Source organism: Pseudomonas sp. MWU13-2100 (genome assembly GCF_023242365.1).
Lineage (GTDB): Bacteria > Pseudomonadota > Gammaproteobacteria > Pseudomonadales > Pseudomonadaceae > Aquipseudomonas.
The window spans coordinates 130,204-156,746 of record NZ_JALLIX010000006.1 but is presented as its reverse complement, the minus strand read 5'-3'; the positions used below and the strand labels follow the sequence as shown (position 1 = coordinate 156,746).

The 26,543-nt window shown below is 61.7% G+C and carries 19 protein-coding genes; 14 read left to right on the top strand and 5 right to left on the bottom strand.

The genetic code is table 11. The features are described 5' to 3' along the window. Nucleotides 1-23 precede the first annotated feature (23 nt). The 8 genes from M5B99_RS06875 (at nucleotide 24) to M5B99_RS06840 (ending at nucleotide 15,983) form a co-directional block, all read left to right on the top strand. Nucleotides 24-1,388: a DUF1329 domain-containing protein gene (locus tag M5B99_RS06875; RefSeq protein WP_248803317.1), complete on the top strand. Its 1,365-nt coding sequence runs from the start codon at nucleotides 24-26 to the stop codon at nucleotides 1,386-1,388. Nucleotides 1,389-1,995: 607 nt separating this feature from the next. After that, complete coding sequence (locus M5B99_RS06870) at nucleotides 1,996-4,743, top strand: LuxR C-terminal-related transcriptional regulator (protein WP_248803316.1); 2,748 nt, start codon at nucleotides 1,996-1,998, stop codon at nucleotides 4,741-4,743. 344 nt (nucleotides 4,744-5,087) lie between these two features. Then, nucleotides 5,088-6,782 carry a putative bifunctional diguanylate cyclase/phosphodiesterase gene (locus M5B99_RS06865; RefSeq protein ID WP_248803315.1) on the top strand — a complete coding sequence of 565 codons (1,695 nt, stop codon included), beginning with the start codon at nucleotides 5,088-5,090 and terminating at the stop codon, nucleotides 6,780-6,782. Between the two features lie 118 nt (nucleotides 6,783-6,900). Beyond that, nucleotides 6,901-11,187 (top strand): PAS domain S-box protein, encoded by a 4,287-nt coding sequence (locus tag M5B99_RS06860; RefSeq protein ID WP_248803352.1) that lies wholly within the window; start codon nucleotides 6,901-6,903, stop codon nucleotides 11,185-11,187. A 42-nt stretch (nucleotides 11,188-11,229) separates the two neighbouring features. Next, complete coding sequence (locus M5B99_RS06855; protein WP_248803314.1) at nucleotides 11,230-12,519, top strand: MFS transporter; 1,290 nt, start codon at nucleotides 11,230-11,232, stop codon at nucleotides 12,517-12,519. A gap of 254 nt (nucleotides 12,520-12,773) precedes the next feature. Continuing rightward, nucleotides 12,774-13,964, top strand: coding sequence for a DUF262 domain-containing protein (locus M5B99_RS06850; protein ID WP_248803313.1), 1,191 nt, complete (start codon nucleotides 12,774-12,776; stop codon nucleotides 13,962-13,964). Then, complete coding sequence (locus M5B99_RS06845; protein ID WP_248803312.1) at nucleotides 13,957-15,057, top strand: DUF3696 domain-containing protein; 1,101 nt, start codon at nucleotides 13,957-13,959, stop codon at nucleotides 15,055-15,057. The genes M5B99_RS06850 and M5B99_RS06845 overlap by 8 nt, the downstream gene beginning before the upstream one ends. A gap of 275 nt (nucleotides 15,058-15,332) precedes the next feature. Continuing rightward, nucleotides 15,333-15,983: a hypothetical protein gene (locus M5B99_RS06840; protein ID WP_248803311.1), complete on the top strand. Its 651-nt coding sequence runs from the start codon at nucleotides 15,333-15,335 to the stop codon at nucleotides 15,981-15,983. A gap of 124 nt (nucleotides 15,984-16,107) precedes the next feature. Here M5B99_RS06840 and M5B99_RS06835 read toward each other — a convergent pair whose 3' ends face one another. Then, nucleotides 16,108-16,650: a tyrosine-type recombinase/integrase gene (locus tag M5B99_RS06835; RefSeq protein WP_248803310.1), complete on the bottom strand. Its 543-nt coding sequence runs from the start codon at nucleotides 16,648-16,650 to the stop codon at nucleotides 16,108-16,110. A 191-nt stretch (nucleotides 16,651-16,841) separates the two neighbouring features. Here M5B99_RS06835 and M5B99_RS06830 point away from each other — a divergent pair, with 191 nt between their 5' ends. Further along, nucleotides 16,842-17,486: an MBL fold metallo-hydrolase gene (locus M5B99_RS06830; RefSeq protein WP_248803309.1), complete on the top strand. Its 645-nt coding sequence runs from the start codon at nucleotides 16,842-16,844 to the stop codon at nucleotides 17,484-17,486. Nucleotides 17,487-17,583: 97 nt separating this feature from the next. Continuing rightward, the gene (locus tag M5B99_RS06825; protein ID WP_248803308.1) at nucleotides 17,584-18,399 is read left to right on the top strand and encodes an OmpA family protein; all 816 of its coding nucleotides are present in this window, start codon (nucleotides 17,584-17,586) and stop codon (nucleotides 18,397-18,399) included. Between the two features lie 80 nt (nucleotides 18,400-18,479). On the opposite strand, the gene M5B99_RS06820 is transcribed toward M5B99_RS06825, so the two are convergent. Beyond that, on the bottom strand, nucleotides 18,480-18,914 hold the full coding sequence (locus M5B99_RS06820; protein WP_248803307.1) for a YhcB family protein: 435 nt from the start codon (nucleotides 18,912-18,914) through the stop codon (nucleotides 18,480-18,482). Between the two features lie 149 nt (nucleotides 18,915-19,063). Between M5B99_RS06820 and M5B99_RS06815 the strand changes: the two genes are divergently transcribed. The 3 genes from M5B99_RS06815 to zapE all read left to right on the top strand — a co-directional run bounded on the left by M5B99_RS06815 (nucleotide 19,064) and on the right by zapE (nucleotide 22,249). After that, nucleotides 19,064-19,693 (top strand): alpha/beta hydrolase, encoded by a 630-nt coding sequence (locus M5B99_RS06815; RefSeq protein ID WP_248803306.1) that lies wholly within the window; start codon nucleotides 19,064-19,066, stop codon nucleotides 19,691-19,693. Nucleotides 19,694-19,707: 14 nt separating this feature from the next. Further along, nucleotides 19,708-21,063 carry a tryptophan--tRNA ligase gene (locus M5B99_RS06810; RefSeq protein WP_248803305.1) on the top strand — a complete coding sequence of 452 codons (1,356 nt, stop codon included), beginning with the start codon at nucleotides 19,708-19,710 and terminating at the stop codon, nucleotides 21,061-21,063. A gap of 91 nt (nucleotides 21,064-21,154) precedes the next feature. After that, on the top strand, nucleotides 21,155-22,249 hold the full coding sequence (zapE, locus tag M5B99_RS06805; RefSeq protein ID WP_248803304.1) for a cell division protein ZapE: 1,095 nt from the start codon (nucleotides 21,155-21,157) through the stop codon (nucleotides 22,247-22,249). A gap of 43 nt (nucleotides 22,250-22,292) precedes the next feature. Here the strand turns inward: zapE and M5B99_RS06800 are convergent, their stop codons facing one another. Further along, on the bottom strand, nucleotides 22,293-23,078 hold the full coding sequence (locus tag M5B99_RS06800; protein ID WP_248803303.1) for an MBL fold metallo-hydrolase: 786 nt from the start codon (nucleotides 23,076-23,078) through the stop codon (nucleotides 22,293-22,295). Between the two features lie 89 nt (nucleotides 23,079-23,167). Here M5B99_RS06800 and M5B99_RS06795 point away from each other — a divergent pair, with 89 nt between their 5' ends. Further along, nucleotides 23,168-24,142: a GlxA family transcriptional regulator gene (locus M5B99_RS06795; protein ID WP_248803302.1), complete on the top strand. Its 975-nt coding sequence runs from the start codon at nucleotides 23,168-23,170 to the stop codon at nucleotides 24,140-24,142. A 134-nt stretch (nucleotides 24,143-24,276) separates the two neighbouring features. Here the strand turns inward: M5B99_RS06795 and M5B99_RS06790 are convergent, their stop codons facing one another. Continuing rightward, the gene (locus M5B99_RS06790) at nucleotides 24,277-25,263 is read right to left on the bottom strand and encodes an asparaginase (RefSeq protein WP_248803301.1); all 987 of its coding nucleotides are present in this window, start codon (nucleotides 25,261-25,263) and stop codon (nucleotides 24,277-24,279) included. Between the two features lie 111 nt (nucleotides 25,264-25,374). Then, nucleotides 25,375-26,541 (bottom strand): hypothetical protein, encoded by a 1,167-nt coding sequence (locus M5B99_RS06785; RefSeq protein WP_412548698.1) that lies wholly within the window; start codon nucleotides 26,539-26,541, stop codon nucleotides 25,375-25,377. Nucleotides 26,542-26,543: the final 2 nt, after the last annotated feature.

Genomic DNA, 26,543 nt, shown 5'->3' with positions numbered 1-26,543 from the left:
TGAATTTCAGGAAGAACAATAAGATGAAAATCACCAAGAATCTGTTGCAGGTCGGTGTACTCGGATTGTCGTTGCTGGCCAGCGGCGTGATGGCGGCGGTGTCCGCCGACGAGGCGGCGAAACTGGGCACGAGCCTGACCCCGATGGGCGCGGAAAAGGCCGGTAACGCCGCCGGCACTATCCCGGCCTGGACGCCGATGGCGAAGACCATCGGCACGGTCGACAGCAAGGGCTTCCTCTCCGACCCGTACGGCAGTGAAAAACCGCTGTTCATCATCACCGCGCAGAACGTCGAGCAGTACAAGGACAAGCTGTCCCCGGGGCAATACGCGATGTTCAAGCGTTACCCGGAGACCTTCAAAATGCCGGTCTATCCGTCCCATCGTGGCGCCACCGTGCCGGATGACGTGTTCGCCGCGATCAAGGAAAACGCCACCAAGACCAACCTGGTCAGCGGCGGCAACGGCCTGGAAAACTTCAAGACCGCGGTGCCGTTCCCGATTCCGAAAAGTGGCGTGGAAGTGATCTGGAACCACATCACCCGCTATCGCGGTGGCAGCGTGACCCGCCTGGTAACCCAGGCCACGCCCCAGGCCAACGGCTCCTACAGCCTGGTGTACTTCCAGGACCAGTTCGTCTTCCGCGACAAGATGAAGGACTACGATCCGGCCAACCCGGGCAATATCCTCTTCTACTTCAAGCAGAAAGTGACCGCGCCGGCGCGTCTGGCCGGTGGCGTGCTGCTGGTTCACGAAACTCTCGATCAGGTCAAGGAACCGCGTTCGGCCTGGGTCTACAACGTTGGCCAGCGCCGTGTACGACGGGCGCCGCAAGTCTCCTATGACGGCCCGGGTACCGCTGCCGACGGCCTGCGCACCTCTGACAACCTGGACATGTACAACGGCGCGCCGGACCGCTATGACTGGAAGCTTGAAGGCAAGCAGGAGATGTACATCGCCTCCGACAGCTACAAGCTCGACTCGCCGCAACTCAAGTACGCCGACATCATCAAGGCCGGGCACATCAACCAGGACCTGGCGCGTTACGAGCTGCGCCGTGTCTGGCACGTGGTGGCGACCTTGAAGGAAGGCCAGCGGCACATCTATGCCAAGCGTGACTTCTATATCGACGAAGACACCTGGCAGGCGGCGGTGATCGACCACTACGACGGTCGCGGTCAGCTCTGGCGTGTCGCCGAAGCCCATGCCGAGAACTACTACGACAAGCAAGTGCCGTGGTACGCCCTGGAAACCCTCTACGACCTGCAGTCCGGCCGCTACCTGGCACTGGGCATGAAGAACGAAGAAAAGCAGGCGTATGACTTCGGCTTCACCGCCACCACCAGCGACTTCACCCCGGCCGCCCTGCGCCAGGACGGCGTTCGCTGACACTGTGGAAGCAGAGCTTTTGTGGGGCGGTGCTTGTGTGGAAGCAGAGCTTTTGTGGGGCGGTGCTTGTGTGGAAGCAGAGCTTTTGTAGGGGCGGTGCTTGTGTGGAAGCAGAGCTTTTGTAGGGGCGGTGCTTGTGTGGAAGCAGAGCCTTTGTGGGGGTGGTGCTTGTATGGAAGCAGAGCTTTTGTGGGGGCGGTGCTTGTGTGGAAGCAGAGCTCTTGTGGGGGCGGTGCTTGTGTGGAAGCAGAGCTTTTGTGGGAGCAGAGCTTGCTCGCGAAGGCGCCCTTGAGGTCGCTAAAAGCTTCGCGGCGGTGCGGCGATCTGACAAGCGCCGCTCCCACAAGCACCGCTCCCACAAGCACCGCTTCCCCGCACAAGCATCACTCCCACTGAAACACCGCTTTCACTAGCGCAGGCCGCATCCTGCGTTGAAACGCCCCGGCTGATTCGGGGCGTTTTTTTGCTTGCGGGATATGTGTCGCTAAATATTTCAGAATCGATGCTTTTCGGCAAAATTACGACAATAAGCCTTCATTACGGCGCTTTTTACCGCTAGTCTGCGGACATTCGCCTGCCGATAACAGCCTTTCAACAAGAGCCGGCCATGACTGATCTGTCCCGTATGCAAGGTCCCGTGGGCCCGGCCATACCGGCCCTGGAAGGACGCTTCTACCGTCCGCCACTGCCGGACGGCTATGTATTGCGACCCCGCCTGTGCGAACGCCTCGGCGCCGGGTTGCATGGGCGTCTGTTGCTGGTCAGCGCTCCGGCCGGTTTCGGCAAGAGCTCCCTGGCGGTGGAGTTCTGCCAGGGCCTGCCCGGGCACTGGCAGAGCCTGTGGCTGGGGCTCAGCCCGCGGGACAACGATCCGGGACGTTTCCTCGAGCGCCTGCTCGACGGTCTGCAACATTACTTCCTGGGCGTCGGCAGCCAGGCGTTGGGCCTGTTGAAAATGCGCCAGCGCCATCAACCCTTTGCCTTCGAGGAATGGCTGGACGGCCTGCTCGACGAACTGGCAGAGCATCTTTCCAGCGCCACGCCACTGTTACTGGTGCTCGACGACTACCACCTGGCCCAGGGCCCGGTGCTGGACCGCAGCCTGCAGTTTTTTCTCAACCACCTGCCCGCCGGTCTGCTGGTGCTGGTCACCAGTCGGCAGCGGCCGGAGTGGCACCTGGCGCGCCTGCGGTTGTCGCGACAGTTGCTGGAGCTGAACGAGCAGGACTTGCGCCTGACCCACGACGAATCCCTGGATCTGTTCGCGCGCCACAGCAGTTCCTTGCATGGCGAGGCGCTGCACACCCTGATCGAACGCAGCGAGGGCTGGGTGGCCGGCTTGCGCTTCTGGCTGCTGGCCGCGGCGCAGGCCAGCAGCGATACAGCGTTGCCCCAGGTCTTGCAAGGTGGCACTGGGCTGATTCGCGACTACCTGCTGGAAGAAGTGATCGACTGCCTGCCGCCCGAGGTCCAGGCCTTTCTCTATGACACCGCGCCCCAGGAGCGCTTTTGCAGCGAGCTGTGCGATGCCATTCGCGAGTCCCACGACAGCGCGCAGATCCTCGGCTACCTGCAATCGCACCAGGTGTTCCTCGTGCCCCTGGACGAACACGGTCACTGGTTCCGTTATCACCACCTGTTTTCCGATCTGCTGCGCAGCCGTCCGCCGAGCAATGCCCTGGTCCCCAGCGCCAGCCTGCACCTGCGTGCCTGCCGCTGGTTCAGTACCCAGGGCTTGCTCGATGAAGCGGTGGAACAGGCCCTGCGCGCCGGGCATCTGGATGTGGCGGCCAACCTGGTGCAGAACCTCTCGGAAGAGCAACTGCTGGCCGAGCAGAACGTCGGCATGTTGCTGCGTTGGAAAACCGACTTGCCCGACCGCCTGCTGGTCAGCACACCACGCTTGATCGTGCTCTACGCCTGGGCCTTGGGGTTGGCCTGCCAGTTGGATGCGGCCGAAGAACTGGCCAGTCATCTGAGTCGCTTCCTGCCCGCACCCTCGGCCACGGCGCAGAAGTCCATGCTCGCGCAATGGCTGGCCCTGAGCGGGATCATCGCTCGCGGCAGGGGGGATCGCCAGAAAACCCAGGCCTATTGCGGCGAAGCCTTGCTCAGCCTGCCGCATAAACGCTATGGCCAGCGCCTGGTGTGCCTGTCGACCCTGTCCAACCTGGCGATTGCCGATGGCGATCTGTGGCGCGCCCGTGGCCTGAATCGTGAGTCGCTGGAGCTTGCCCAGCGGGTCGGCAACCCCTTGTTCGAGGCCTTGGCCCATTACGACCGGGCGCGCGTGCTCCAGGCCCGTGGCGAGGTGCTGCGAGCGCTGGATGAGGTCCGCCAGGGCTTGCAGCGTCTGGAGGGTTTGTCCGCCCAGCGGTTGTACGCCGCCCGTGCCCGGCTGACTTTGTATGAAGGGTACCTGCTGACCCTGCGTCTGCAACCCGAAGCCGGACGCCTTCGCCTGCTCGCCGGCCTTCACGAGGCGCGGGCCTGCCGGGATATCAGCGTGTTGCTCGGGCATTGCGTGATTGCCAGCCAGGACGGGCGCAACGGCGAGTTCGCCAAGGCCTTTGCCGAACTGGCCGAGGCCGAGCGCTTGATGCATATCTGGGATGTGCCGCCGATCTACTACCTGGCGATGATCACCCTGATGAAATGCCAACTGTGGCTGGCCCAGGGCCGTATCGACCTGGCCGAAGCCTGGCTGGGGCGCCTGGAGCAGACTTATAACGGCGATCAACCGGCCGCGGCGCCGGAGTTCCACCTGCAACTGCCCCTGCATATCCAGTTGCAGCAGGCGCTGCTCGAAGCGTTGCGCGGCAACCCGGCGGCCGCGCAGCAGCGCTTGGCGAGACTGGTGGAGCAGGGCCAGGCCAGTGGTAGCCAGTTGCTCAGCGTGATGGCCTGGAATCAGTGGGTGCTGGTGTTGCTGGCGACAGCGCGGGAGGCCGAAGCCCGGCCGCTGTTCGCCCGCGCGGTGGAGGCCACCACGGGCGGCGCGCTGTTGCCGTTCCAGGCCCTGGCGAAGGCGCATCCGCTGTGGATGCGCGAACAACTGCTGCTCGGCCCCGACACGCCGCTGCGGCAAAGCCTGCTGGCGCTGCTGCCGGCCCAGGGCGGGCGCGAGGCGGGGGAGTTGGCGCAGCCCATCGACAGCCTGAGTACCCGCGAACTGGCCGTCCTGCACCTGATCGCCCAGGGCTGTTCGAATCAGGAGATCAGCGACCAGTTATTCATCTCCCTGCACACAGTGAAAACCCACGCCAGCCATATCAACAGCAAACTGGGGGTCGAGCGGCGTACCCAGGCCGTGGCGCGGGCGCAGGAGCTGGGATTGCTGGGCGATTCCCGCTGAGCGGCTTGAACAGGGCACTGGAAAACGCCGCGATCCCTTGTAGGCGTCGGCCCGCTGGCGATGGCAATGTATACGGCGCAGATGATGTTGCGGATGTTCCGGCCTCATCGCTGGCAAGCCGGCTCCTGCGGGTTCGTGTTTGCCTGGATGCCGACCGTTGGGTCAATGCACCGCAGAAGAAGCTTCGGCGGGGTGGCTATGTGCCTTGCGTCAGCTATAACCAATAGACGTCCGCGCTCCCTTTCAACGCCGTGAACGACTGAAGGTTGGCGGGGGTGTAAGGAGCGACGCCACGTCAGCGCTCTTTGGTCATGAATTACAAAGGAATTGCCTGGGAGCAAGGAATGCGTGAGTCCACATTTAGCCCCGCTCCAGTCGTACTGATCGTTGACGACCAAGCGACCGACGCGATGATTCTCCGCGAGTCAGTGCGGGATCTGGCCCAGGTGCATGTCGCCACCAGCGGCGAAGAAGCGCTGCGAGTGGCGCGTCAATACCGTCCCGATGTGGTCCTGCTCGATATCGAGATGCCCGGCATGAACGGCTTCGATGTCTGCAAGGCGCTAAAGGCCGACCCCAAGCTGTCCGACGCGGCGGTAATTTTCGTCACCTCCCATGCCCAGGCTGACTATGAGCTCCAGGCCCTGGGCTACGGCGGCATCGATTTTATCCAGAAACCGCTGAATATCCCGGTGGCCCGGGCCCATATCAACGCCCATATCACCCTGCGCAATGAAGCCAAGCGTCTGGCCAACCATGATGCCCTGACCGGTTTGCCCAACCGCATGTTGTTGCAGGACCGTGCCGAGCAGGCGCTGAAAATGGCCCGGCGCAATCACGGGCGGCTGGCGATGCTGTTGCTGGACCTGGACAACTTCAAGGCCATCAACGATTCCATGGGGCATTCGCTCGGTGACCAGATGCTCAAGTATGTGGCGACGCGTCTGTCGATGCTGCTGCGTGGCATGGATACCCTCAGTCGCCAGGGTGGCGACGAGTTCATCATCCTGTTGTCGGAGGTGGATGGTTTCGAGGCGGTGGGTGACTTTGCCGAGCAGGTGCTGACGGCCATTTCCAGTCCCTTTTCGTTGCAGGGCACTCGCTACGACCTCAGTGCCAGCATCGGCATCGGGGTTTTCCCGGAAGACAGCGACGACCTCGAGTCGCTCTACCGGCACGCCGACGCCGCGATGTATCAGGCCAAGCAGGCGGGGCGCAACCGCTACCTGTTCTTTTCTCCCGGTATCGAAAGCGGCATGCGCGCCCGCCACCTGCTTGAACGGCATATGCGCGCGGCCATCGAGGACGGGGTGTTCGAGGTGTTCTACCAGGCCAAGGTCGATGCCCGGGACCACTGCGTGGTCGGCATGGAGGCGCTGATCCGCTGGCGCAATGGCGACGGCAAGCTGGTCTCGCCGGCGGATTTCATTCCCCTGGCCGAAGAAACCGGGTTGATCATCCCCATCGGCAAATACGTGTTGCTCCAGGCCTGCAAGGACACCTGCAAACTCCACGAACTGGGGCATCGGATCTGTGTGAGCGTGAACATCAGCGCGGTGCAGTTTCGCGAAGAGTCGTTCCTCGGGATGGTCAAGGGCATCCTGCGTGACTCCGGCCTGGCGCCGCAATGGCTGGAGCTGGAAATCACCGAAGGGGTCCTCGCCCGGGACATCGACAACGCCCGGGAAACCCTGATGGCACTCAAGGAGTTGGGTGTACATGTGGCCATCGACGATTTCGGCACGGGTTATTCGAGCCTGGCCTACCTCAAGCGTTTTCCCATCGATGTGCTGAAGATCGACCAGAGCTTCGTACGCGACATGCTCCTCGACAAGAGCGACCTGGCCATCGTCGAGGCGATCATCAAGTTGGGGCAGGCGCTGGGCCTTGAGCTGGTGGCCGAAGGTGTGGAGACTCAGCAACAGGCCGACCTCCTGCTGGAGCAGGGTTGTCGGATCATGCAGGGCTTTTTGTATTGCCGTCCGGTTCCGTTTACCCAGATATGCACCGTGTTGTCGTCATGGCCGCGAATGGCATGAGGGCAACAAACACGGCGAGTCGCCGAAGATCGACATCCTGACCCAGGGATAGCCGCATTGCTCAAAGGAGTCTGTATTGAAACGAAAGAGCCTGTCTGCCCTGAATGGGCGCGCTGCGATGATCCTGGCCCTTGGGGTGGTGGTGACGGTCATTGGATGTCTGATCCTGCAGAACATCAATGAGCAACGCGCCCGCGAAGCTCTCGGCGTCACAGCCGAAAGAGCGCTGCAGTCGGTGGTGACCCGGTTGGAGTTGTATCAATACGGGTTGCGTGGTACCCGTGGCGCGATTGTCACTGCCGGCGAGGATGGCATGACGCGGGAGATTTTCCACCGCTTCAGCCAGATGCGCGACGTGTCCAAGGAGTTTCCCGGTGCCCGCGGCTTCGGTTTTATCCGCCGGGTGTCGCCTCAGGACCTGGGTGCATTCCTGCAGCGCGCCCGGGCCGATGGTATGCCGGATTTCAGCATTCAGCAGTTTGCGCCCCATGAAGGCGACCTCTATGTGGTCCAGTACCTGGAGCCCAACACCGACCACTCCGCGGCGTTCGGCCTGGACATTGCTTCGGAGGCCGACCGGGCCGAGGCGGCACGGGCGGCCGCGCGCACGGGTGAAGCGCGGCTCACGGCGCCGATTACGCTGGAGCGGGCGCTGGACAAGCCGGAGCAGGCGTTCTTGATTCTGTTGCCGATCTACAAGCACGGTATTGTGCTGCCCACCGAGTCGGAGCGAGAAGCGGCGATTGTCGGTTGGGGCTTTGCGCCGTTGCAGATCGAGAATGTCCTGGAGGGGTTGGTGCCGCAAGGCGAGGCAGTCAACCTGCGGCTCAAGGACATCACTGTGCCGGGGAGCCCTGAGCAGTTTTACCAGACGACTTATGAGTCGGGCGCACAGCCAGCGGCCTTGATGACCCATACCCTGGAGCGGGATGTCTTCGGTCGGCGCTGGCAGATTGAAGTGCAGGCACTGCCGCTGTTCGAGCAACGCCTGCACCTGGTGTCGCCGATGCTGGTGTTTTTCCTTGGTGTCCTGGCCAGCCTGCTGCTGGCAGCGCTCGCCGCCATTGCCAGGGTCAGTTCCCAGCGGCGTCTGCAGGTGATCGCCGAGCAGGCCCGGTTGGCCTCGATCGTCGAAGGTTCGGCGGATGCGATCATCGGCAAGACCCTGGAGGGAGTGGTAACCAGCTGGAACCAGGGCGCGCAGGACCTGTTGGGGTATACCGCCGAGGAAGCGGTGGGCCAGTCGGTGGTGAAGTTGATCGTACCGCCCGAGCTGGCCTCGGAGGAGGTCGATATCCTGGCTCGGATCGCCCTCGGTGAGACGGTCACCAACTTCGACACCTTGCGACATCGCCAGGACGGTAGCAGCATCCATGTCTCGGTGAATGTTTCGCCGATCCGCGACGCCAATGGCCGGGTGATCGGCGCATCGAAGATTCTGCGTGACATTACTTCGCAGAAGGCCGCCGAGGCGCGGATTCTCGAGCTCAATTCGAGCCTCGAAGAGCAGGTGGCCGCGCGGACCTCGGAACTGCGGCGGATCAACCTGTTGTTCAGCAGTGTGCTGCGTTCGGCCTCCGAAGTGTCGATCATCGCTACGAATCTGGAGGGGGTGATCAGTGTGTTCAACGAGGGGGCCGAGCATATGCTCGGCTATCGCGCCGCAGAAGTGCTGGGCAAAGCCACCCCGGCGATCTTCCATCTGGAGCAGGAAGTCATCGAGCGTGCTGCCGAACTCAGCGCGGAGTATGGGCAGGTCATCGAGGGTTTCAGGGTGTTTGCCCACAAGCCGGAGTTCGAACACTCGGAAACCCGCGAGTGGACCTATGTGCGCAAGGATGGCTCCCAGGTGCCGGTCAGCCTGGTGGTGACCGACCTGCGTGATGACGAGGGGCAACTGAGCGGATATCTGGGCATCGCCGTCGATATCACCCAGCGCAAGGCCGCCGAGCATCAACTGGAAGTGAGCCTGCAAGCGAGCCGGGTGATTCGCGACCAGTTGCTGATGGCCGCCGATGTCGCCGAGTTGGGCATCTGGACCTGGACCCTGGCGGACAACGGGTTGCAGTGGAACGATCGGATGTTCGAGTTTTACAGCCAGCCGCTGAGCTTGCGCGATCACGGCCTGAACTATGCGCACTGGTATGAACGGGTTCACCCTGAGGATGTCGAGGTGGCTGCCGCACAGTTGGCGGCAGCCGTCGCCGGGGAGGGCGTGTATGACCCGATTTTCCGTGTGCTGGGGCCGGATGGGCGGATACGTTTCATCCAGGCCGGTGCCCAGGTTGAGCGTGATGCCCAGGGCCAAGCCCTGCGGGTGACTGGTATCAACCGCGATATCACCGCCCAGCGCGAGTTGGAATCGCACCTGCTGCGGGCCAAGAACCGTGCTGACAGCGCCAGCGCGGCCAAGTCGTTCTTCCTGGCCAACATGAGCCACGAAATTCGCACGCCGATGAACGCGGTGCTGGGGATGTTGCAGTTGGTCCAGCACACCGACCTCAACGCCCGCCAGCGCGACTACGTGGTCAAGGCCCAGACGGCGGCCAAGTCATTGCTCGGTCTGCTCAACGATATCCTCGACTATTCCAAGATCGAGGCCGGCAAACTGCGCCTGGACCCGCACCCCTTCGAGCTCGAGCCGCTGATGCGCGACCTGGCCGTGGTGCTGTCGGGCAACCAGGGCAGCAAGGAGGTCGAGGTGATGTTCGATCTCGATTCCAACTTGCCCGGCAGCCTGGTGGGCGACAGCCTGCGTTTGCAGCAAGTGCTGATCAACCTGGCCGGCAACGCCCTGAAGTTCACCCAGCAGGGCCAGGTGGTGGTCAGTATCCGGCAGTTGCAGCGCTTGCCGGGCGCGGTGAATGTTCGGGTCGAGATTTGCGATACTGGCATCGGTATCAGTGCCGAACAGCTGCAGCGCGTCTTTGACGGCTTCACCCAGGCCGAGGCCTCGACCAGCCGCCGTTTCGGCGGTACCGGGCTGGGCCTGGTGATCTGCAAGCGTCTGGTGGGCCTGATGGGCGGCGAGTTGCGGGTGGAGAGCGAGGTGGGGGTCGGCAGCCGGTTCTGGTTCGATATCAACCTGGACGTGGCTCGTGAGGAAGCCTTGCGGCTGTCCTGCCCGGGTGTCGATTCGACGATGCGCCTGCTGGTGGCCGACGACAACTCCATGGCCTGCGAACTGCTGCTGCGAACCGTGCGTTCCCTGGGTTGGAGCGCCGACACGGTGAGTGGCGGCACGGCGGCGGTCGAGTGCGTGCGCAAGGCGCAATTGCGCGGCGAGCCCTACGACGTGGTGCTGATGGACTGGCGCATGCCGGACATGGACGGCCTCAGTGCTGCCCGGTTGATCAGCTTGCAGGAACAAGCCGCGCCGCCGCCGATGGTGATCATGATTACTGCCTACGGGCGTGAGGTCCTGGCGGATGTGCATCACGAAGGTGATGCGCCCTTTGTGGGCTTTCTCACCAAACCGGTGACGCCGCGGCAGTTGGCCGATGCGGTCCAGCGCGCCTTCAGCACCAGCGAGTCGCTGCCCGAAGCCTTGCCCGGCCCCGCACGACCCCGGCGCCTGGCCGGCTTGCGCTTGTTGGTGGTGGAAGACAATGCCCTCAATCGCCAGGTCGCCGACGAGCTGCTGAGGGGCGAGGGCGCCCAGGTCAGCCTGGCGGAAGGCGGATTGGAGGGCGTCAGCCAGGTCCTGTCGGCTTCGACACCGTTCGATGCGGTGCTGATGGATATCCAGATGCCGGACATCGATGGCCTGGAGGCGACGCGGCGGATTCGCCGCCACCCGCATTTTGCCCTGTTGCCGATCCTGGCGATGACCGCCAATGCCTCCAGCAGCGACCGTGAAGCCTGCATGGCGGCGGGGATGAACGACCATGTGAGCAAGCCCATCGATCTTGAGCAACTGGTGCAGACCTTGCGTGTCCAGACCGGGCGCGAGGCGCCTCAGCCACTGATGATGAGCGAGGTGCGCAGTCATTCGACGGATGCGGTGATTGAACCGCGCCATTCGATCATGAGCCGCTTCGGTGGCAATCTCGAGCTGATCTGTACCGTCTTGTACTCCTTTGGCGCGGAGCTGGAAAAACAGCTGGCGTTGCTGCCGGAGCAACTGAGGGACCGTGACGGGCCGGCGGTGGCGGCGGTGCTGCATGCGATCAAGGGCAGCGCCGGCACCGTCGGCGCGCAAGCCTTGTCGCAGCGCGCCGGTGCCTTGGAACGCGAGCTTTTGTATGGTGATGCGGCGGCGGTGAGGCGCGTGCTGGAAGACCCGCAATGGTTGCCGGAGCTCAAGGAGTTGCTGGGACGAAGTATCGAGCAACTGAAGGCGACGTTTGGCACCGGGTATCGAGGGGATTCGCCCCGGGAGGCGGCTTCGGGGCCGTTCTCTTGACACCTGGCCTTGGTTTGGAGAGGGATCGGAGCCGCATGCTCGATGAAACTGTTTAAACCCTTGCTTCAGCGGCCGGTTGCGTTGTTGTGGGGAGGGTTGGCGCTCTCGGCGATTGGCGATGAGCTGTTTGCGATCGCCGTGGCCTGGATGGCGGTGCAGGTTGCCGGCAGCGATGCCAGTTGGCTCGGTGCCTTGCGCGGTGCCGCCGCCTTGGCGGGCGCCTTGCTGGGCGGTATCTGGGCCGAGCGCTGGGACCATCGCCGCACCATGATCGGCGCCGACCTGGTGCGCGCCGGGTTTGCCCTGGTACCGATGCTGGCCTGGGTGCTGGGCTTCATGAACCTGTGGACCCTGGCGGTGCCGGTCATGCTGATGATGATCCTCAACTCCTTGTTCGAACCGGCCTTGCGCGCCAGCCTGCCACGCATTGCCGCGGCGCCTGACCAGTTGCAGGCGCTCAACGCGCTGTTCGACGCGATCATCCGGGTGGCGCGGGTGATCGGGCCGATGCTGGCGGCGGCCATCACCCTGCTGATTCCACTGGAACAGCTGTTTACCCTCAATAGCCTGACGTTTCTGATCTCGGCCTGGGCGCTGATGAAGCTGGGCAAGGCCCTGCCGCGTCAACCGCTCAAGCTGACCAGCCGGCGTGCCGCCTTCAGCGCCGGCTGGCGCAGCCTGGTCGGCCGGCGGCGGATGCAGGCGGTGTATGTGTGCGCCGGGTTGGGCAACGTCGCCTGGAGCCTGGGTGTTTCCATTGGCATGGCGTTGGCCGTGACCCGCTACGACATCCAGGGCTTTGGCGTTCATGGTTTTGCCGTCTACGGCCTGATCATGGGGACCTATGGCATGGGCAACCTGATCGGCATTTTTGTCGTCGGCAACCTGCAACTGCGCCGCCTGTATGGTGGTTTCAGCTTTGGCTCGGTGCTCAACGGCCTGGGCATCGCGATCATCGGCGCGGCGGTGCTGTACCTGCCGACGGAGCACATCCTGGCCGGTATGATGTTCGGCGCCGGGTTGGCCGCACTCGGCGGTCCGGTGATCGACATCTCGTTTATCCTGCTGATTCAAACCACCTTCAGGCAGAGCGAAATCGCCGGCCTGGCCCGGCTGCGTTTTGCCGCGCTGGGGGCTTCGATCCTGATTGCCGGCGCCTGCGGTGCGGCGCTTTATGCCCGCTTCGAACCGGGCAGGGTGATTGTCGCGAGTGGGATTCTTGAAGTCATCGCTGGTGCGCTGGTATTGCTTGTTCCCAAGAGCCGTGACCGTGCCGGTGTCAACCACGATGAATCAAGCCAGGCACAGTATTGTTCCCAGTCGCCGGAATGAGCCTCAGGCTGATTCACACCCTATCAACTTCACAGTGAACACCTATGGACGTGCATCGCAGCACGATCACCGGGCCTCTTGACCACCCACCCTTTGCCCTGCGGAATGACTGTCGAAAAAGCGGCCAGATTGTTAGAATCACCCATCAGTTTATCAGCGCCTGGTAACTACTCAATGAACTTAGCGATCAGGTGATTCACGCTAACGTGCCGCTAGCCCGTACGGTAGGGTGACAGCCTAACGCAGGAATTACGATGACGACCGTTGATGTCCCCAATGTACCCACGCCGGCGATTTCCGAGGAGCGAAACCAGCTCGGCGAGAACATTGGTGTGGAGCTCGAGCGTGAGGACCAGTCCGGTTCTCCAGTCGATATTGGCGAACCATTCGATCCGGAGCTGATCGAGGTTCAGACTCGATCTATGACGATCGGACTGATGATTTCTCGACTGCGCCATAAGGCGGTTGATCTCGACCCAGAGTTCCAGCGTCGCAGAGGCATCTGGACAGACGTTCGCCAAAGCCGACTAATCGAATCCATCTTGCTTAAGATACCTCTGCCAACCTTCTACGCAGCCGAGGACGAAGAGGAGGGGTGGGCGATTGTGGATGGCATCCAGCGATTAACCGCTATCGCTCGCTTTATCGACCCGAGCACGATAGACGATGGCCAACTCAATCTAACTGGCCTTGAGTACCTCGGGCCGCAGTTCGGCGGAAAGACGTTCAACGACCTCACGCCCAAAATGATGCGGCGTTTGGAGGAAACTGAAATCGTCGTCCATGTGATCCGTCACGGCACCCCGGAGGTGGTGAAGCACAACATCTTCGCGCGGATTAACACGGGAGGTATTCCACTATCCGCGCAGGAGCTGCGCCATGCCCTCATTGGCGGTCAAGCCCGAAAACTCTTAAAGGACTGGGCCAAAGACGAGCGCTTCCTCAAGGCTACCGCCCACGCTATCAGCGATGACCGAATGAGCGACCGAGAACTGGTTCTAAGGTTTATCGCTTTCAGGCTGACCAAGGCCGTCAACTTCCGACCGACGGACTTTGATCGTTTCCTGGGGCAGGCAATGCGAGCGGTCAACACTTGGGACGAGAAGGAGCTTCTGTTGCAGAAGGAAGCCTTCGACAGGGCAATGGAGGTCGCTACCGAGATCTTCGGCGATGACGCATTTCGGAAGCGGTACAGGAAAGGTGATGGTCGCTTTCCTATCAACAAAGCCTTATTCGAAGCCGTGGCCGTTAACTTGTCAGAATTGTCAGCCCATAAACAGAACCTGCTAATTGCGCGGAGCGATCAAGTGAAAGATCGCTTCATTGAATTGATGAGTGATCGTGAGTTCGAGCGCGCGATTTCGCAGGGTACGGGTGACCAAGCGAAAGTGCGGCTCCGCTTTGATCGGATCGAACAGATATTCCGGAGCGTGGCAAATGCTTGAGGCGGTGACTCTGACGAATTTCAAAGGATTCAAGTCTACTGAAATCCCGCTTGCCCCACTCACCTTGCTTTCGGGACTGAATAGCTCCGGCAAAAGTACGGTGCTGCAGTCGTTGGGGATACTTCGACAGTCTGTAGACGCTGGCTTCTTAAGCACTGGAAGCTGGCTATTAAATGGACCCTTTGTCGAGCTTGGGGTAGGGTCCGATGTCCTACATGAAGACAGCGATATTGAAGAGCTCGGTATTGGCTTTGTTCAAGACGGTGTCCGGTTTACTTGGACTGTAGCTTACAGTCAGCAGGCCGATGTCCTAGAGGCGAGCACGGCCTCTACGGAAAGTGACTTGTCTGTGGTCCCGTTCTCGGATCGCTTTCAATTCCTTCGCGCAGACAGGGTCAATCCTCAGACCATTTCAGCCAAATCTCGCCACGCTGTAAGCCAGAATAAGTCGCTAGGCGCCAAAGGGGAGTTCGCAGCCCATTTTCTGGCCATCTTCCGTGATGAACCAGTGCCGGCCAATATCCGTTACCCGGAAGATTCTGAGGCTACACCGGGTTTACTGAGTCAAGTAAACGCGTGGATGCAGGAGTTTAGCCCCGGAGTGCGCGTCGATGTCCATGATGTCGCTGGAACTGACTTCGTTCGGCTAAGCTTCGCGTTCGGCTCGGGAATCAGCGAGTCCAACGCGTATCGTTCCACCAACGTGGGATTTGGCCTCGCTTACAGCTTACCCATTGTCATTGCGTGCTTAGCTACGCCAGCAGGCGGCCTCGTCCTCATCGAGAACCCAGAAGCTCACCTCCATCCGCGTGGTCAGATGGCGATGGGACGACTTGTGGCCCTAGCCGCATCTGCTGGGATTCAAATGATCGTAGAGACACACAGCGATCACCTTCTCAATGGAGTGCGACTGGCGGTGAAGCATGGCGAGCTCAATTCTACGGATGTGAACATGCACTTCTTCAGTCGGGACCCAGCGCTTCGTCGAAGCACATTCGTTAGCCCTGGCATACAGCCAGACGGAAGACTCACCTTCTGGCCCGAGGGTTTCTTCGACCAATGGGATAATGCATTGATGGATCTGTGTAGCTAATGCCGTTACTCGGGTTTTTAAATGAGCTCTCCACACCTACTGATGACTCTCCACGTGAGTTGGTGATTGAGCAGCTCGTTCTGCTTGCCAGATCAGTCCAATCGGTGCGTCGTTGGCGCCAAGATTTTGCTCTACAAACCCCAAATCCGATCCCGAGTTGGCGGTTTGGGGGAAATTATGGGTTTGGCGACTTTCTGCGCGACGCACGTACCAGAGAGGAAGCACGCTCGCTACTAAGTGCGGTGAATCGGGCACCACTACGACATGGGTTGGCGATGGCGCGCGACGCCGATGGTGACCTTGAATTCCGGTGTGGCGAGCAAGTCACCGAGGCTTTGGGGCTTGCCGACTTATTCGACGGTTTAGTGCTGAGCTTTAGCGATCCGCGCTGGCGACAGCGCCTCCTCAGTGTTGAGCGCACTGAGGTCGTGGAAATGCCTGAGGGGCAGTTGGAGCTTGTAACAACAAGTATTGAGGTGCGCAACGCATGTACTCCTGATGACGTTGATGCGCACCGGCCTTGGCTGGACACCGCAGGAAAGCCCCCTTTTGAAGACTTCGATAACTTCGAGGTCGATCGGGCCGACCGGCTCGCAAATCTAGACTTTCTCGGACGTGCGCTTGATCAGCTCAGAGCAATTGAGCCGACCCACCCTTGGTGGAGCGCTATCTGTGGCAGGCTTGACGAATTGCAGGAGGCAATGGTGGAGTGGGACCCGACTACATCACCAGAGCCACAGTGGCGAAGCCGCGTGACTGGCGAACATCAGCAACGTCGACGCCTATGCGATTTTACCGACCTTGATGGTGAGACGCGGTGCTTCGACCAACATGCTCGGTTCACACCTCACGCAGGCCGACTTCATTTCCGGCTGAACCCCGTGGGGCCTCGACTGATCGTAGCGCACATTGGCCTGAAGCTATGAAGCATCAAGATGTTGACAAGACTTGGCTTCCTCTGCGGTGGATAACCTTGTAGGGGAAAAATGAATGCCACGCACCGCTAATCGATTAATAGGGTTTGTTGAGGCTGCCAACGAAACAGGTCTTTCATGGGGCTCGTTCATCCACCAAGAGCCGATCGGCCTTGATACGTTTGTCGATCTTGTCCTGTGAGAGTTTCTTGTGTTTGAGGTGAATGTATAGACCTTCCGTGTAGGCGTTTCGTGCATCGGCGATAGCATTCGCAAATGCTTTGGTGATTGAGTCAGGCCTGCTCCGAAAACAGCGACCATCCTCTCGCTCAGTAAGATTGCTCAATATGTCCACTGCCTTGCTGGAGAGAGGAGCGCCGCGGGAAGAGCCGTTCTTGGTCATCGGCAGCAGAGCAACTCGTTTGTCTAGATTGACGTTAGTGCTTTGCAAGCCAGTTATTTCACTGCGGCGCATCCCTGTTTCTACAGCGAAGGTTATGATTTTGGGTAACTCGGTTGAGCGAGCGTAGCGGCAAATCATTTCGAGCTCGTCCACATGCTTGTACAACAGATTCCCGCCTTTTTGCGTCCAAACATCAGCGCTTAGAATCCGTCGCTCGCGTGCGTCGTCAACGTTTGGTTGGCGGATGAGTTCGACCGGATTGGTCAGAAACTCCATGCGCCACTCTTTTCGGGCGATGGTGAATACGTGAGAGATCAAGGCGAGTTCGCGGCGCACCGTGGAGGGGGCCTTCGATTAGTTCAGTTACACCACTTCCTGGGACACGATCGGGGGGCCTTTCTTCCTAAACGTCGTCATCGCTTTTCGTACTGTGCCAAAAATGTGCCATTAACTTTACAGGAACACCCATGGAAGCCGCAAAGCCCGCGCTAATACGAGAAACCTTCCCCGTCGGCCCGTTGCAATGCAACTGCACCCTGATCGGCGACCCGGTCACGAAGAAGGCCATCGTCGTCGACCCGGGCGGCAACCCGGAACTGATCCTCGCCCGGCTGGAAGCCCACGGGCTGAAACTGGTCAGCATCATCCACACCCACGCGCACCTGGATCATTTCCTGGCCTCCGGCCAACTCAAGGAAAAAACCGGCGCGACCTTGCATCTGCACAAGGAAGACCAGTTCCTCTGGGACAACCTGGAAATGCAATGCAACCTGTTCGGCGTGCCTTACGTGCCGGTGCCGGCGCCGGACCAATGGCTGGCCGACGATGAAGAACTGGCCTGCGGCTGTGGGGTGGCACTGCATACACCGGGGCATACACCGGGGTCCATGAGCTTCTGGTTTGCCGAGGCCAAGCTGTTGATCGCCGGTGACACGCTGTTCCGTCGCGGGGTGGGCCGCACCGATTTGTGGGGCGGCGACCATGCCACCCTGGTGCGTTCGATCAAGCAGCGCCTGTACACCCTGGACGAACAGGCGATCGTGGTCACCGGGCATGGTCCCGAAACCCGCCTGGGCGAGGAAATGCGCGAAAATCCGTTTATTCGCGCCTGAGAAGTTTCATGGAATTTTTGCCATTCGTCATGTTCCAAGGCAAGCAGGAGTCTATTGTCAACGACTGTTGCACCTTAAATGAGTAGGAGCTTGATTCATGTTCACCTCGCGTCGCTTGATTATCGTCGCTACCGCCGTCGCCCTCGTGTCCGGCTGTGCGTCGCAAAACCCGTATGACAGCCAGGGACAGGCACAACAGCCACCGAGCTCGGGGGGCATGAGCAACACCGCCAAGTACGGCGGTATCGGTGTGCTGGCCGGTGCCGCGGCCGGTGCGTTGATCAACCACAAGAACCATGGCCAAGGGGCGATGGTCGGTGGCGCCCTGGCCGGTCTGGCCGGTGCCGGTTACGGCTACTACGCCGACCAGCAGGAAAAGAAACTGCGCGAGAGCATGGCCAATACCGGGGTCCAGGTGCAGCGCCAGGGTGATCAGATCAAGTTGATCATGCCCGGCAACATTACCTTCGCCACCAACTCCGATGCGATCGCCAGCAGCTTCTATCAACCGCTGAACAACCTGGCCAACTCCTTGAAGGAGTTCAACCAGAACCAGATCGAAATCGTCGGCTATACCGACAGCACCGGCAGCCGCCAGTTGAACATGGATCTGTCCCAGCGTCGTGCCCAGAGCGTTGCCAACTACCTGACCTCCCAGGGCGTCAGCGGTGCCAACCTTTCGGCTCGCGGTGCCGGCCCGGACAACCCGGTGGCCAGCAACGCCGATGTCAACGGTCGGGCGCAGAACCGTCGGGTCGAAGTCAACCTGAAGGCGATTCCCGGCCAGCAGTACGGCCAACCCCAAGGTCAACAGCCCTATCCGCCACAAGGCCAGCCGCAATACCAGCAGCAAGGTCAACCGCAATACCAGCAGGGCCAGCAGTATGGTCAGCCGGTGCAGCAGTACCCTTGATCGCCTGACTGAACCCCAGGCGTAAAAAAGCCCGCCCGATCACTGATCGGGCGGGCTTTTTAATGACGTTGGAAACCGGCTTACTTTTTCAGGCCGTAGTGCTCATCCAGCATGCCGGGGGCATTCGGTGCCTTGGGCGCGTAGTCGCGCGGCGGCTCCTGGCTGCGCGGTGGCGTCAGGCGTTCCCGTGGGCTCTGTACCGCGTCGGCGTGCAGGGCGGCGAGCAGGCGTTGGCGGGTCTGTTCGTCGAGAGCCAGGCGGTTGGCGCCCTCGGCGAGATGGTCTTGCACTTCCTGATAGCTCTGGGTGAGCTTTTTCACCAGGTTCGCGGTGCTGTTGAAGTGGGTGACCACTTCGTTCTGATAACGGTCGAAACGTTCCTGGATATCGTCCAACTGGCGCTGCGTGCTGCTCGGGGCGGCACTCGGTACCAGACGGGCGACCAGGAAACCAATGGCGACACCGGCAACCAGGGCAAGAGTCGGCAACAACCAAACTAAGAGCGAGTGTTCCACGAGTCCTTCCTCTATAAACGGCTTTGCTTTACGTTAACGGCTCGGGCCTGCGCTGTATACCGCGATCTTAAGGTCGCGGTCATGTCAGGCACAGACTTTAAGCTAGACGAGTCGACCCCTTGAGAGGTCACGGAGTTCTTTCCTTGCTGATGCGTGAAACCCCTGTAATGATCGATGGCCCTGTCGGCCAACTGGAAGCCTTGTACCTGGACATGCCCGAAGCGCGTGGCCTGGCGCTGATCTGCCACCCCAACCCGGTGCAGGGCGGCACCATGCTCAACAAGGTCGTTTCGACCCTGCAGCGCACCGCCCGCGATGCCGGCCTGATCACCTTGCGCTTCAACTATCGCGGCGTTGGCGCCAGTGCCGGCAGCCACGACATGGGCCATGGCGAAGTCGATGACGCCCAGGCCGCCGCGCAATGGCTGCTCGAACGGCACCCGGACTTGCCGCTGACCCTGTTCGGTTTTTCCTTCGGCGGTTTCGTCGCGGCGAGCCTCGGCGGCCGCCTGGAAGCCCAGGGCCGGAACTTGCGGCACCTGTTCCTGGTGGCGGCGGCGGTCATGCGTTTGCAGGCGGTTGACCGCCTGCCGGAAAACTGCCCGCTGACCCTGATCCAGCCGGAAACCGACGAAGTGATCGATCCGCAGCTTGTCTATGATTGGTCCGCCGCGCTGGAACGTCCCCATGAGCTGCTGAAAGTGGCAGAATGCGGACACTTTTTTCACGGCAAGCTGACCGATCTCAAGGATCTGATCCTGCCGCGCCTTTCGAATTGAACAAGCGATCATCCATGACCACACGTACGCGCATCCTCACCGGTATCACCACCACGGGCACGCCGCATCTGGGCAACTACGCCGGCGCGATCCGCCCGGCGATCCTCGCCAGCCGTGACAGCAATGCCGATTCGTTCTACTTCCTGGCCGACTATCACGCCTTGATCAAGTGCGATGACCCGCTGCGCATCCAGCGCTCGCGTCTGGAAATCGCCGCGACCTGGCTGGCCGGTGGCCTGGATGTGGACCGCGTGACCTTCTATCGCCAGTCGGATATCCCGGAAATCCCCGAGCTGACCTGGCTGCTGACCTGCGTCGCGGCCAAGGGTCTGCTCAACCGCGCCCATGCCTACAAGGCCTCGGTGGACAAGAACGTCGAGAGCGGCGAAGACCCGGATGCCGGGATCACCATGGGCCTGTACAGCTACCCGGTGCTGATGGCCGCGGACATCCTGATGTTCAACGCCCATCAGGTGCCGGTTGGGCGCGACCAGATCCAGCATGTGGAAATGGCCCGGGATATCGGCCAGCGCTTCAACCACCTGTTCGGCCAGGGCAAGGAATTCTTCGTCATGCCCGAGGCGTTGATCGAGGAAAGCGTCGCCACGCTGCCGGGCCTCGATGGGCGGAAAATGTCCAAGAGCTACGACAACACCATCCCGTTGTTCAGCAGCGCCAAGGACATGAAGGACGCGATCTCGCGGATCGTCACCGACTCCCGCGCGCCAGGCGAAGCCAAGGATCCGGACAACTCGCACCTGTTCACTCTGTACCAGGCGTTTGCCACCCCGGCACAGGCCGCCGAATTCCGTGGCGAACTGCTGGCGGGCCTCGGTTGGGGCGAAGCCAAGAATCGCTTGTTCACCCTGCTGGACAATGACCTGGGCGAGGCCCGCGAGCGTTATCAGGAGCTGATGACCCGCCCGTCGGACCTGGAAGATATCCTCCAGGCCGGGGCGAGGAAGGCCCGCAGCGTGGCCACCCCGTTCCTCGGCGAGCTGCGCGAGGCGGTGGGCCTGCGCTCGTTCGTCAACCAGACCCAGGTGGCCGCGAGCAGCAAGAAGAAAGCCGCCAAGGCCGCGCGTTTTGTCAGCTTCCGGGAAGACGACGGCAGTTTCCGTTTCCGCCTGCTGGCCGCCGATGGCGAGCAACTGCTGCTGTCGCGGCACTTTGCCGATGGCAAGGCGGCGGGCGCGGTGACCAAGCAATTGCAAGCCGGCCAGGCCCTGGATATTCGCAGCGAGGCCGGGAGTTTCAGTATCTGGCTGGAAGGCGAGTGCGTGGCCGACAGCGCCGAGTTCGCCGACGAAGTGTCGCGTGATGCGGCCATCGCGGCGTTGCGGGTCGCGCTGACCCCGGCGCAGGATTGATTCGAGGCCTTCCCCGACCAAGGGTTGATTGCCATTCCCCCGGGCCGTCGCTAAAGTGACGGCCCGTTTTTGTTACCTTGCTAACGAAATTATGACGCCCCTAGAACGATATCAAGCTGATCTGAAACGCCCCGAGTTCTTTCACGACGCGGCCCAGGAAACGGCAGTGCGCCATTTGCAGCGCCTGTACGATGACCTGATCGCGGCCTCGCAGAACAAACCGGGCCTGCTCGGCAAACTGTTCGGCAAGAAAGACCAGGCGCCGGTCAAGGGCCTGTATTTCTGGGGCGGCGTCGGTCGCGGCAAGACCTACCTGGTGGACACCTTCTTCGAAGCGCTGCCGTTCAAGGAAAAGACCCGCACGCACTTCCACCGCTTCATGAAGCGGGTGCATGAGGAAATGAAGACCCTGACCGGCGAGAAGAACCCGCTGACCCTGATCGCCAAGCGCTTTGCCGCTGAGACCCGGGTGATCTGTTTCGATGAGTTCTTCGTCTCCGACATCACCGATGCGATGATTCTCGGCACCTTGATGGAAGAGCTGTTCAAGAACGGCGTGACCTTGGTGGCCACCTCGAACATCGTGCCGGACGGCTTGTACAAGGATGGCCTGCAACGTGCGCGGTTCCTGCCGGCGATTGCCCTGATCAAGCAGAACACCGAGATCGTCAACGTCGACAGCGGCGTCGACTATCGCTTGCGGCACCTGGAGCAGGCCGAACTGTTCCATTATCCGCTGGACGAAGCGGCCCACGAGAGCTTGCGCAAGAGCTTCCGCGCGTTGACGCCGGAGTGCACCCAGGCCATCGAGAACGACGTACTGATGATCGAGAATCGCGAGATTCGGGCGATCCGCACCTGTGACGACGTAGCCTGGTTCGACTTCCGCGAACTGTGCGACGGTCCGCGCAGCCAGAACGACTACATCGAACTGGGCAAGATTTTCCATGCCGTGTTGCTCAGCGGTGTCGAGCAGATGAGCGTCACCACCGACGACATTGCCCGCCGATTCATCAACATGGTCGACGAATTCTACGACCGTAACGTCAAGCTGATCATTTCGGCGGAAGTGGAACTCAAGGACCTCTACACCGGCGGGCGTTTGAACTTCGAGTTCCAGCGCACCTTGAGCCGTTTGCTGGAAATGCAGTCCCACGAGTTCCTGTCGCGGGCGCACAAGCCCTAAGCGCGATAGCTGGCGCGGCCCTCGCACCGCGCGGTGTTCGCGGTTACCCGGTGGTGGGGAAGGTCAGGACTTCTCCGTCCCGGGGAATCAACAGGCGTGCTTCGACGCCGGCCAACTGCGCCGCGTCGGCCAGCGCGCGGCGTGTCACCGGGCAGTGGCTGAGGGCTTCCAGGTGATTGGCGATCACCAGGCCTGCTGACAGCTGGGTGAATTCGATCACCTCTTCAACCCCCATGATGATGTCCCCGCCCAGATCGAAACGCGCGCCGCCCGCCGGTACGACGGACAGCTGTGGCCGATGCTCGGCGATGAACGCCTTGACCGTCGCGGTGAGCAGGGTATCGCCACTCAGGTACAGACTGGGTTCGCCCGGCATTTCGATCAGATAACCCACCCCGTGTTCCATCAGCTTGCCCACCAGCCCTTGCCCGTGGGTGCAGCGCACTGTGCGGATCTGCCCATCGAGGAAGGGACTGGGCTGTTCATGGTCGCTGGGCAATGGCTGCACATTCAGGTCGTGGCTGGTCAGATAGGCCGCGTCGTGGGGCGTGCAGATCACCGGCGTGCCGGTTTCGCGTAGCCATTTCTTCGCGGCGCGATCCAGGTGATCGAAGTGACCTTTCTGGCAGTGGGTGATCAGGCAATGGGTCACCGACTCGAGCGCTGCCGTTGCCGACGCCGGCAAGTCGACCAACGGGTTGCGTTGCCTGGCGCTGAATACCCGGAGGGACGGCAAGGAAAGTTTTCGCGCCAGCATCGGGTCGACCAAAATACGATGGCGGCCGAACTCCAGGATAATCGTCGCATTGCGTAGCTGATGGATGTGCATGCTCATACCTCGGGGAAGAGGTTGCATTGTGTTCGACCGGACGGTCACGCAGAATGGCAGGATTGGACATAATGGATTCTGTTTCTGCCATGAGCCGCCCTCTTCGAATCGGTTTGCTGCTTTACCCGGGTTGCCTGCCGGCGGGGCTGCTGGCCTTTGCCGACTTGTTGCACGCCGCCAATCGCCGCGCGGGGCAAACGCTCTTCGAAACGCTGTTTGTCGCCTTGCAGGTCGGCACGGTGGTGTGCGCCCAGGGGGTGTCGTTGCAGGTGTCCAAGGCTTTGCCGGAGGCCGACGTCGATGCGCTGCTGATCGCGGGTTTCTGGGCCGAGTCGTCGCGGCAGGTCGAGAAGGCCGTAAGCGATAACAAGGCCTTGGTGTTGGCCTTGGCGGCGTGTGCTAAACAGGTGCAGTTGTGGAGTTACTGCACGGGTGTCTGCCTGATCGCCGCGAGTGGCAGGCTGGAAGGGCAGGTGGCCACGGTGACCTGGTGGCTGGCGGGCGCCATGGCCCAGCGTTATCCCAAGGTGAACTGGCAGAGCCAGCGTCACTGGGTGATCAATCCGTCGACCGCGACGGCTTCCGGGGTCAATGGTTATTTGCCGATTGCGCAGGCGCTGATCGAGCGGGCGGTTGGCCAGGACCTGTTTCACGACCTGGCGAAACTGATGGTGCTGGCGCGTCCGGTTCAGACGCATCCGGCTTTTGCGGCCATGAGTCTGATCGAGCAGTCCAGTTCGCTGCTGCGGCAGTTGCACCGCTGTGTCGAGCAATTGCCGGCGGAGCAGATCACCGTGCAGCGGCTGGCGGAGCAGTTGGGGTTGTCCCCGCGTACGTTGGCGCGCAGGGTGAGTGCGCAAACGGGGGTTGCCGTGGCGGCTTATGCGCGTTGTATCAAGCTCAATCAGGTCAGTGAGCGGCTGATGCTGACTACCACTGCGGTCAATACCATCAGCGTCGACCTGGGTTTCAGCAGTGATTCGAACCTGCGGCGCATGTTCAAGGAGCTGACCGACCTGACCCCGCTTGAATACCGGCAGCAGTTTGGGCGGCGCTGGGGATAAAGTCGGCTGCGTATCAAGGCCCGTCAGTTGATGACGTGTGCAGCCGAGCGCGGTTTTGTGGCGTTCCGACAAGCCCGCTCGCTACAAAAAATGCGCCAGACTTGAGGGGCGGTAGTGGACAAGCGTCTTCTCGCTTACTTGCCAAAGTGCTGAAGATAGTCGGGCAGCTCATTGCTTCGCTGGCAGCCGATCAGTAGCCACAACAGAATCCTTGCCTTGCGCGGGCACAGCAAACCGGTCATCTGCGCCCCACGCTGGATCAGGTCGATTTCGCTGCCAATAAAGCCATAGGAGTGGCTAGCCGTTGAGCCCGCCCCAGTGCGTGTGCCGATCACCACCGGGATCTGCAACGCCAACGCCGTAATCGCCTCGGCCCAACCTTTGCTGACGTGACCCGCGCCGAAACCGGCAATCACCAGGCCGTCGTAGCCCAGCTCCAGCAGCTTCTCCAGCAGCAGCGTATCGGCCGACAGCGCCGCTTCGAGCAGGGCCACCCGTTGCCCGCTGCGCCTCGGTGGCGGCAAGGTTTTTCTCGCGGACGGGGCATGCAGGTAGCGCACCGTGTTTTCGATGATCAGGCCGTTGGCGCCGAACACCGGTGAGCTGAAGGCTTCCAGTGCCAGGGCATCGCTCTTGCGCACACGGCTTGCGCCATGGACCTGGCCATTGATCACCACCTGTACACCACGCCCGCGACTGGTGCTCGCCAGGGCGACGATCCCCGCGTGCAGCAGGTTCGCCGGGCCGTCGGCACTGATCTCGGCGGCCGAGCGCATGGCGCCGGTCAGCACCAGCGGCTCATCGCGGTCCCAGAGCAACTCGAAAAAGAACGCGGACTCCTCCAGGGTGTCGGTGCCCTGGGTGATCACCACACCGCTGGCGCCTTGTTCGACTTGCCGTCTGGCCCAGTCGAACACGCCAAGCAGAAAGTCGAAGTCCAGTGAGGCGCTGGGTTGCAGGCACAAGGTCTCGACGTGGATCCGGGCCTGGGTCGTCAGTCGCGGCACCTGCTCCAGCAGGGCCTGGCCATTGACGCTGGGGACCACGCCCTGGTCCGGGGAGGCGGCTTGCATGCTGACGGTGCCGCCCAGGGCGGCGATGGAAAGTCGGGGCAGGGACATGGAGCTCTCGCTGATAAAGGTCGGGAAGAGGCGATGCCGGCGGTACCAGAGTACCGCCGGGTGGAGGGAAAAGCGCGCTCGATGCTGGCGCTGAAGCTGGCATCGCCATCGCTACAGGAACCGTGTCAGCCAGCCGATCATCGGCACGATCAGCAGCGTGCTGAGCGCCATCGACAGCACATTGCCGATATACGGGTGCATATGCCCGGGGACCCGTCGCGACAGGGCCGCGGCCAGCGGCGGTGCGATCAAGGCACCGAGCAGGGCGCTGGCGATCACCACCAGCGTTGCGCCGCCATGGATCAGCACGGCGGCCGGGGCGACCGAGACAATCGGGATATAGGTCGGGTACCAGCCCCGCGCAATCCATTGCCGCCGCCAGACGATCACGCCGATGGCCGACGCCAGGGCCTGAGCGGCGAGTATCGGCAACAGCAGGTCCGAACCGTAGACCGGCCCGGCCGGGTTGAGCCCGTAGGCCAGCAATACCCCCAACAGCAATCCCAGGCTCGCCCACTCGTTTCCGAAGAACGGTGCTTCGGAAAAGTCGGCGAGTACCCGCCGCATGCCCCAGATCAGCCCGTGATTGCCGGTTTCCGGTGCAGGGGCCGGCTCAGCGGCCATGGGCGCTTCAGGTTTCACCAGCGCCGGCCAGCGTCGACAGAGGGTAAAGGCCATCACGCTGCCGATAGCCATCCCCAACACATTGCCGATCACCGCTGGCAGGTTCAACGGATTGCAGACAAAGTTGACCAGCAACAGACACAACGGTGTCACCAGCAGCGCGCCCATGACTGCACCGTTGACGGCGATCCTCATCCCCGCGCCAAACAGCAGGACGGTGGCGGCCGGAACGGAGACGAAGGCGGCGAAGGTCGGTTGCCAGCCATAATGCGGTACGCTCCAGCCCCACAGCAGGTTGCTCAGCAGCAGGCCCAGCAGCGAACTGCCGATCAGCCAGGGCCACAGGCCGCTGCCATAACAGATGGCAAAGCCCTGCCAGGCCTTGCCCCGGCGGTGGGCCCAATGGGCCAGGCCGGCACCGGCCAGCAGGCCCAACGAAGCCAGCTCATGTTTGTAGAAGACCATTTCGCTGATATCGCCAAGCACCCAACGTAGCCAGGCGCTGGGGGCAGGCAGGTTTTCCATCATATGCAGGTAGCCGGACCCACCGAAAGGTTTGCCGGGCATGTTCAGCCAGGTCAGCAGCAGGGCCGGCACGATCAGACCGAGGCCGAACAGGCCGGCGAGCCGGCCCGGATTGGAGGCATTGTTCATCT

Coding starts and splice junctions, on each gene's coding strand:
- M5B99_RS06875 (WP_248803317.1), top strand. CDS start 24: ATGAAAATCACCAAGAATCTGTTGCAGGTCGGTGTACTCGGATTGTCG.
- M5B99_RS06870 (WP_248803316.1), top strand. CDS start 1,996: ATGACTGATCTGTCCCGTATGCAAGGTCCCGTGGGCCCGGCCATACCG.
- M5B99_RS06865 (WP_248803315.1), top strand. CDS start 5,088: ATGCGTGAGTCCACATTTAGCCCCGCTCCAGTCGTACTGATCGTTGAC.
- M5B99_RS06860 (WP_248803352.1), top strand. CDS start 6,901: ATGATCCTGGCCCTTGGGGTGGTGGTGACGGTCATTGGATGTCTGATC.
- M5B99_RS06855 (WP_248803314.1), top strand. CDS start 11,230: ATGAAACTGTTTAAACCCTTGCTTCAGCGGCCGGTTGCGTTGTTGTGG.
- M5B99_RS06850 (WP_248803313.1), top strand. CDS start 12,774: ATGACGACCGTTGATGTCCCCAATGTACCCACGCCGGCGATTTCCGAG.
- M5B99_RS06845 (WP_248803312.1), top strand. CDS start 13,957: ATGCTTGAGGCGGTGACTCTGACGAATTTCAAAGGATTCAAGTCTACT.
- M5B99_RS06840 (WP_248803311.1), top strand. CDS start 15,333: ATGGCGCGCGACGCCGATGGTGACCTTGAATTCCGGTGTGGCGAGCAA.
- M5B99_RS06835 (WP_248803310.1), bottom strand. CDS start 16,650: ATGGAGTTTCTGACCAATCCGGTCGAACTCATCCGCCAACCAAACGTT.
- M5B99_RS06830 (WP_248803309.1), top strand. CDS start 16,842: ATGGAAGCCGCAAAGCCCGCGCTAATACGAGAAACCTTCCCCGTCGGC.
- M5B99_RS06825 (WP_248803308.1), top strand. CDS start 17,584: ATGTTCACCTCGCGTCGCTTGATTATCGTCGCTACCGCCGTCGCCCTC.
- M5B99_RS06815 (WP_248803306.1), top strand. CDS start 19,064: ATGCGTGAAACCCCTGTAATGATCGATGGCCCTGTCGGCCAACTGGAA.
- M5B99_RS06810 (WP_248803305.1), top strand. CDS start 19,708: ATGACCACACGTACGCGCATCCTCACCGGTATCACCACCACGGGCACG.
- zapE (WP_248803304.1), top strand. CDS start 21,155: ATGACGCCCCTAGAACGATATCAAGCTGATCTGAAACGCCCCGAGTTC.
- M5B99_RS06800 (WP_248803303.1), bottom strand. CDS start 23,078: ATGCACATCCATCAGCTACGCAATGCGACGATTATCCTGGAGTTCGGC.
- M5B99_RS06795 (WP_248803302.1), top strand. CDS start 23,168: ATGAGCCGCCCTCTTCGAATCGGTTTGCTGCTTTACCCGGGTTGCCTG.
- M5B99_RS06790 (WP_248803301.1), bottom strand. CDS start 25,263: ATGTCCCTGCCCCGACTTTCCATCGCCGCCCTGGGCGGCACCGTCAGC.
- M5B99_RS06785 (WP_412548698.1), bottom strand. CDS start 26,541: ATGAACAATGCCTCCAATCCGGGCCGGCTCGCCGGCCTGTTCGGCCTC.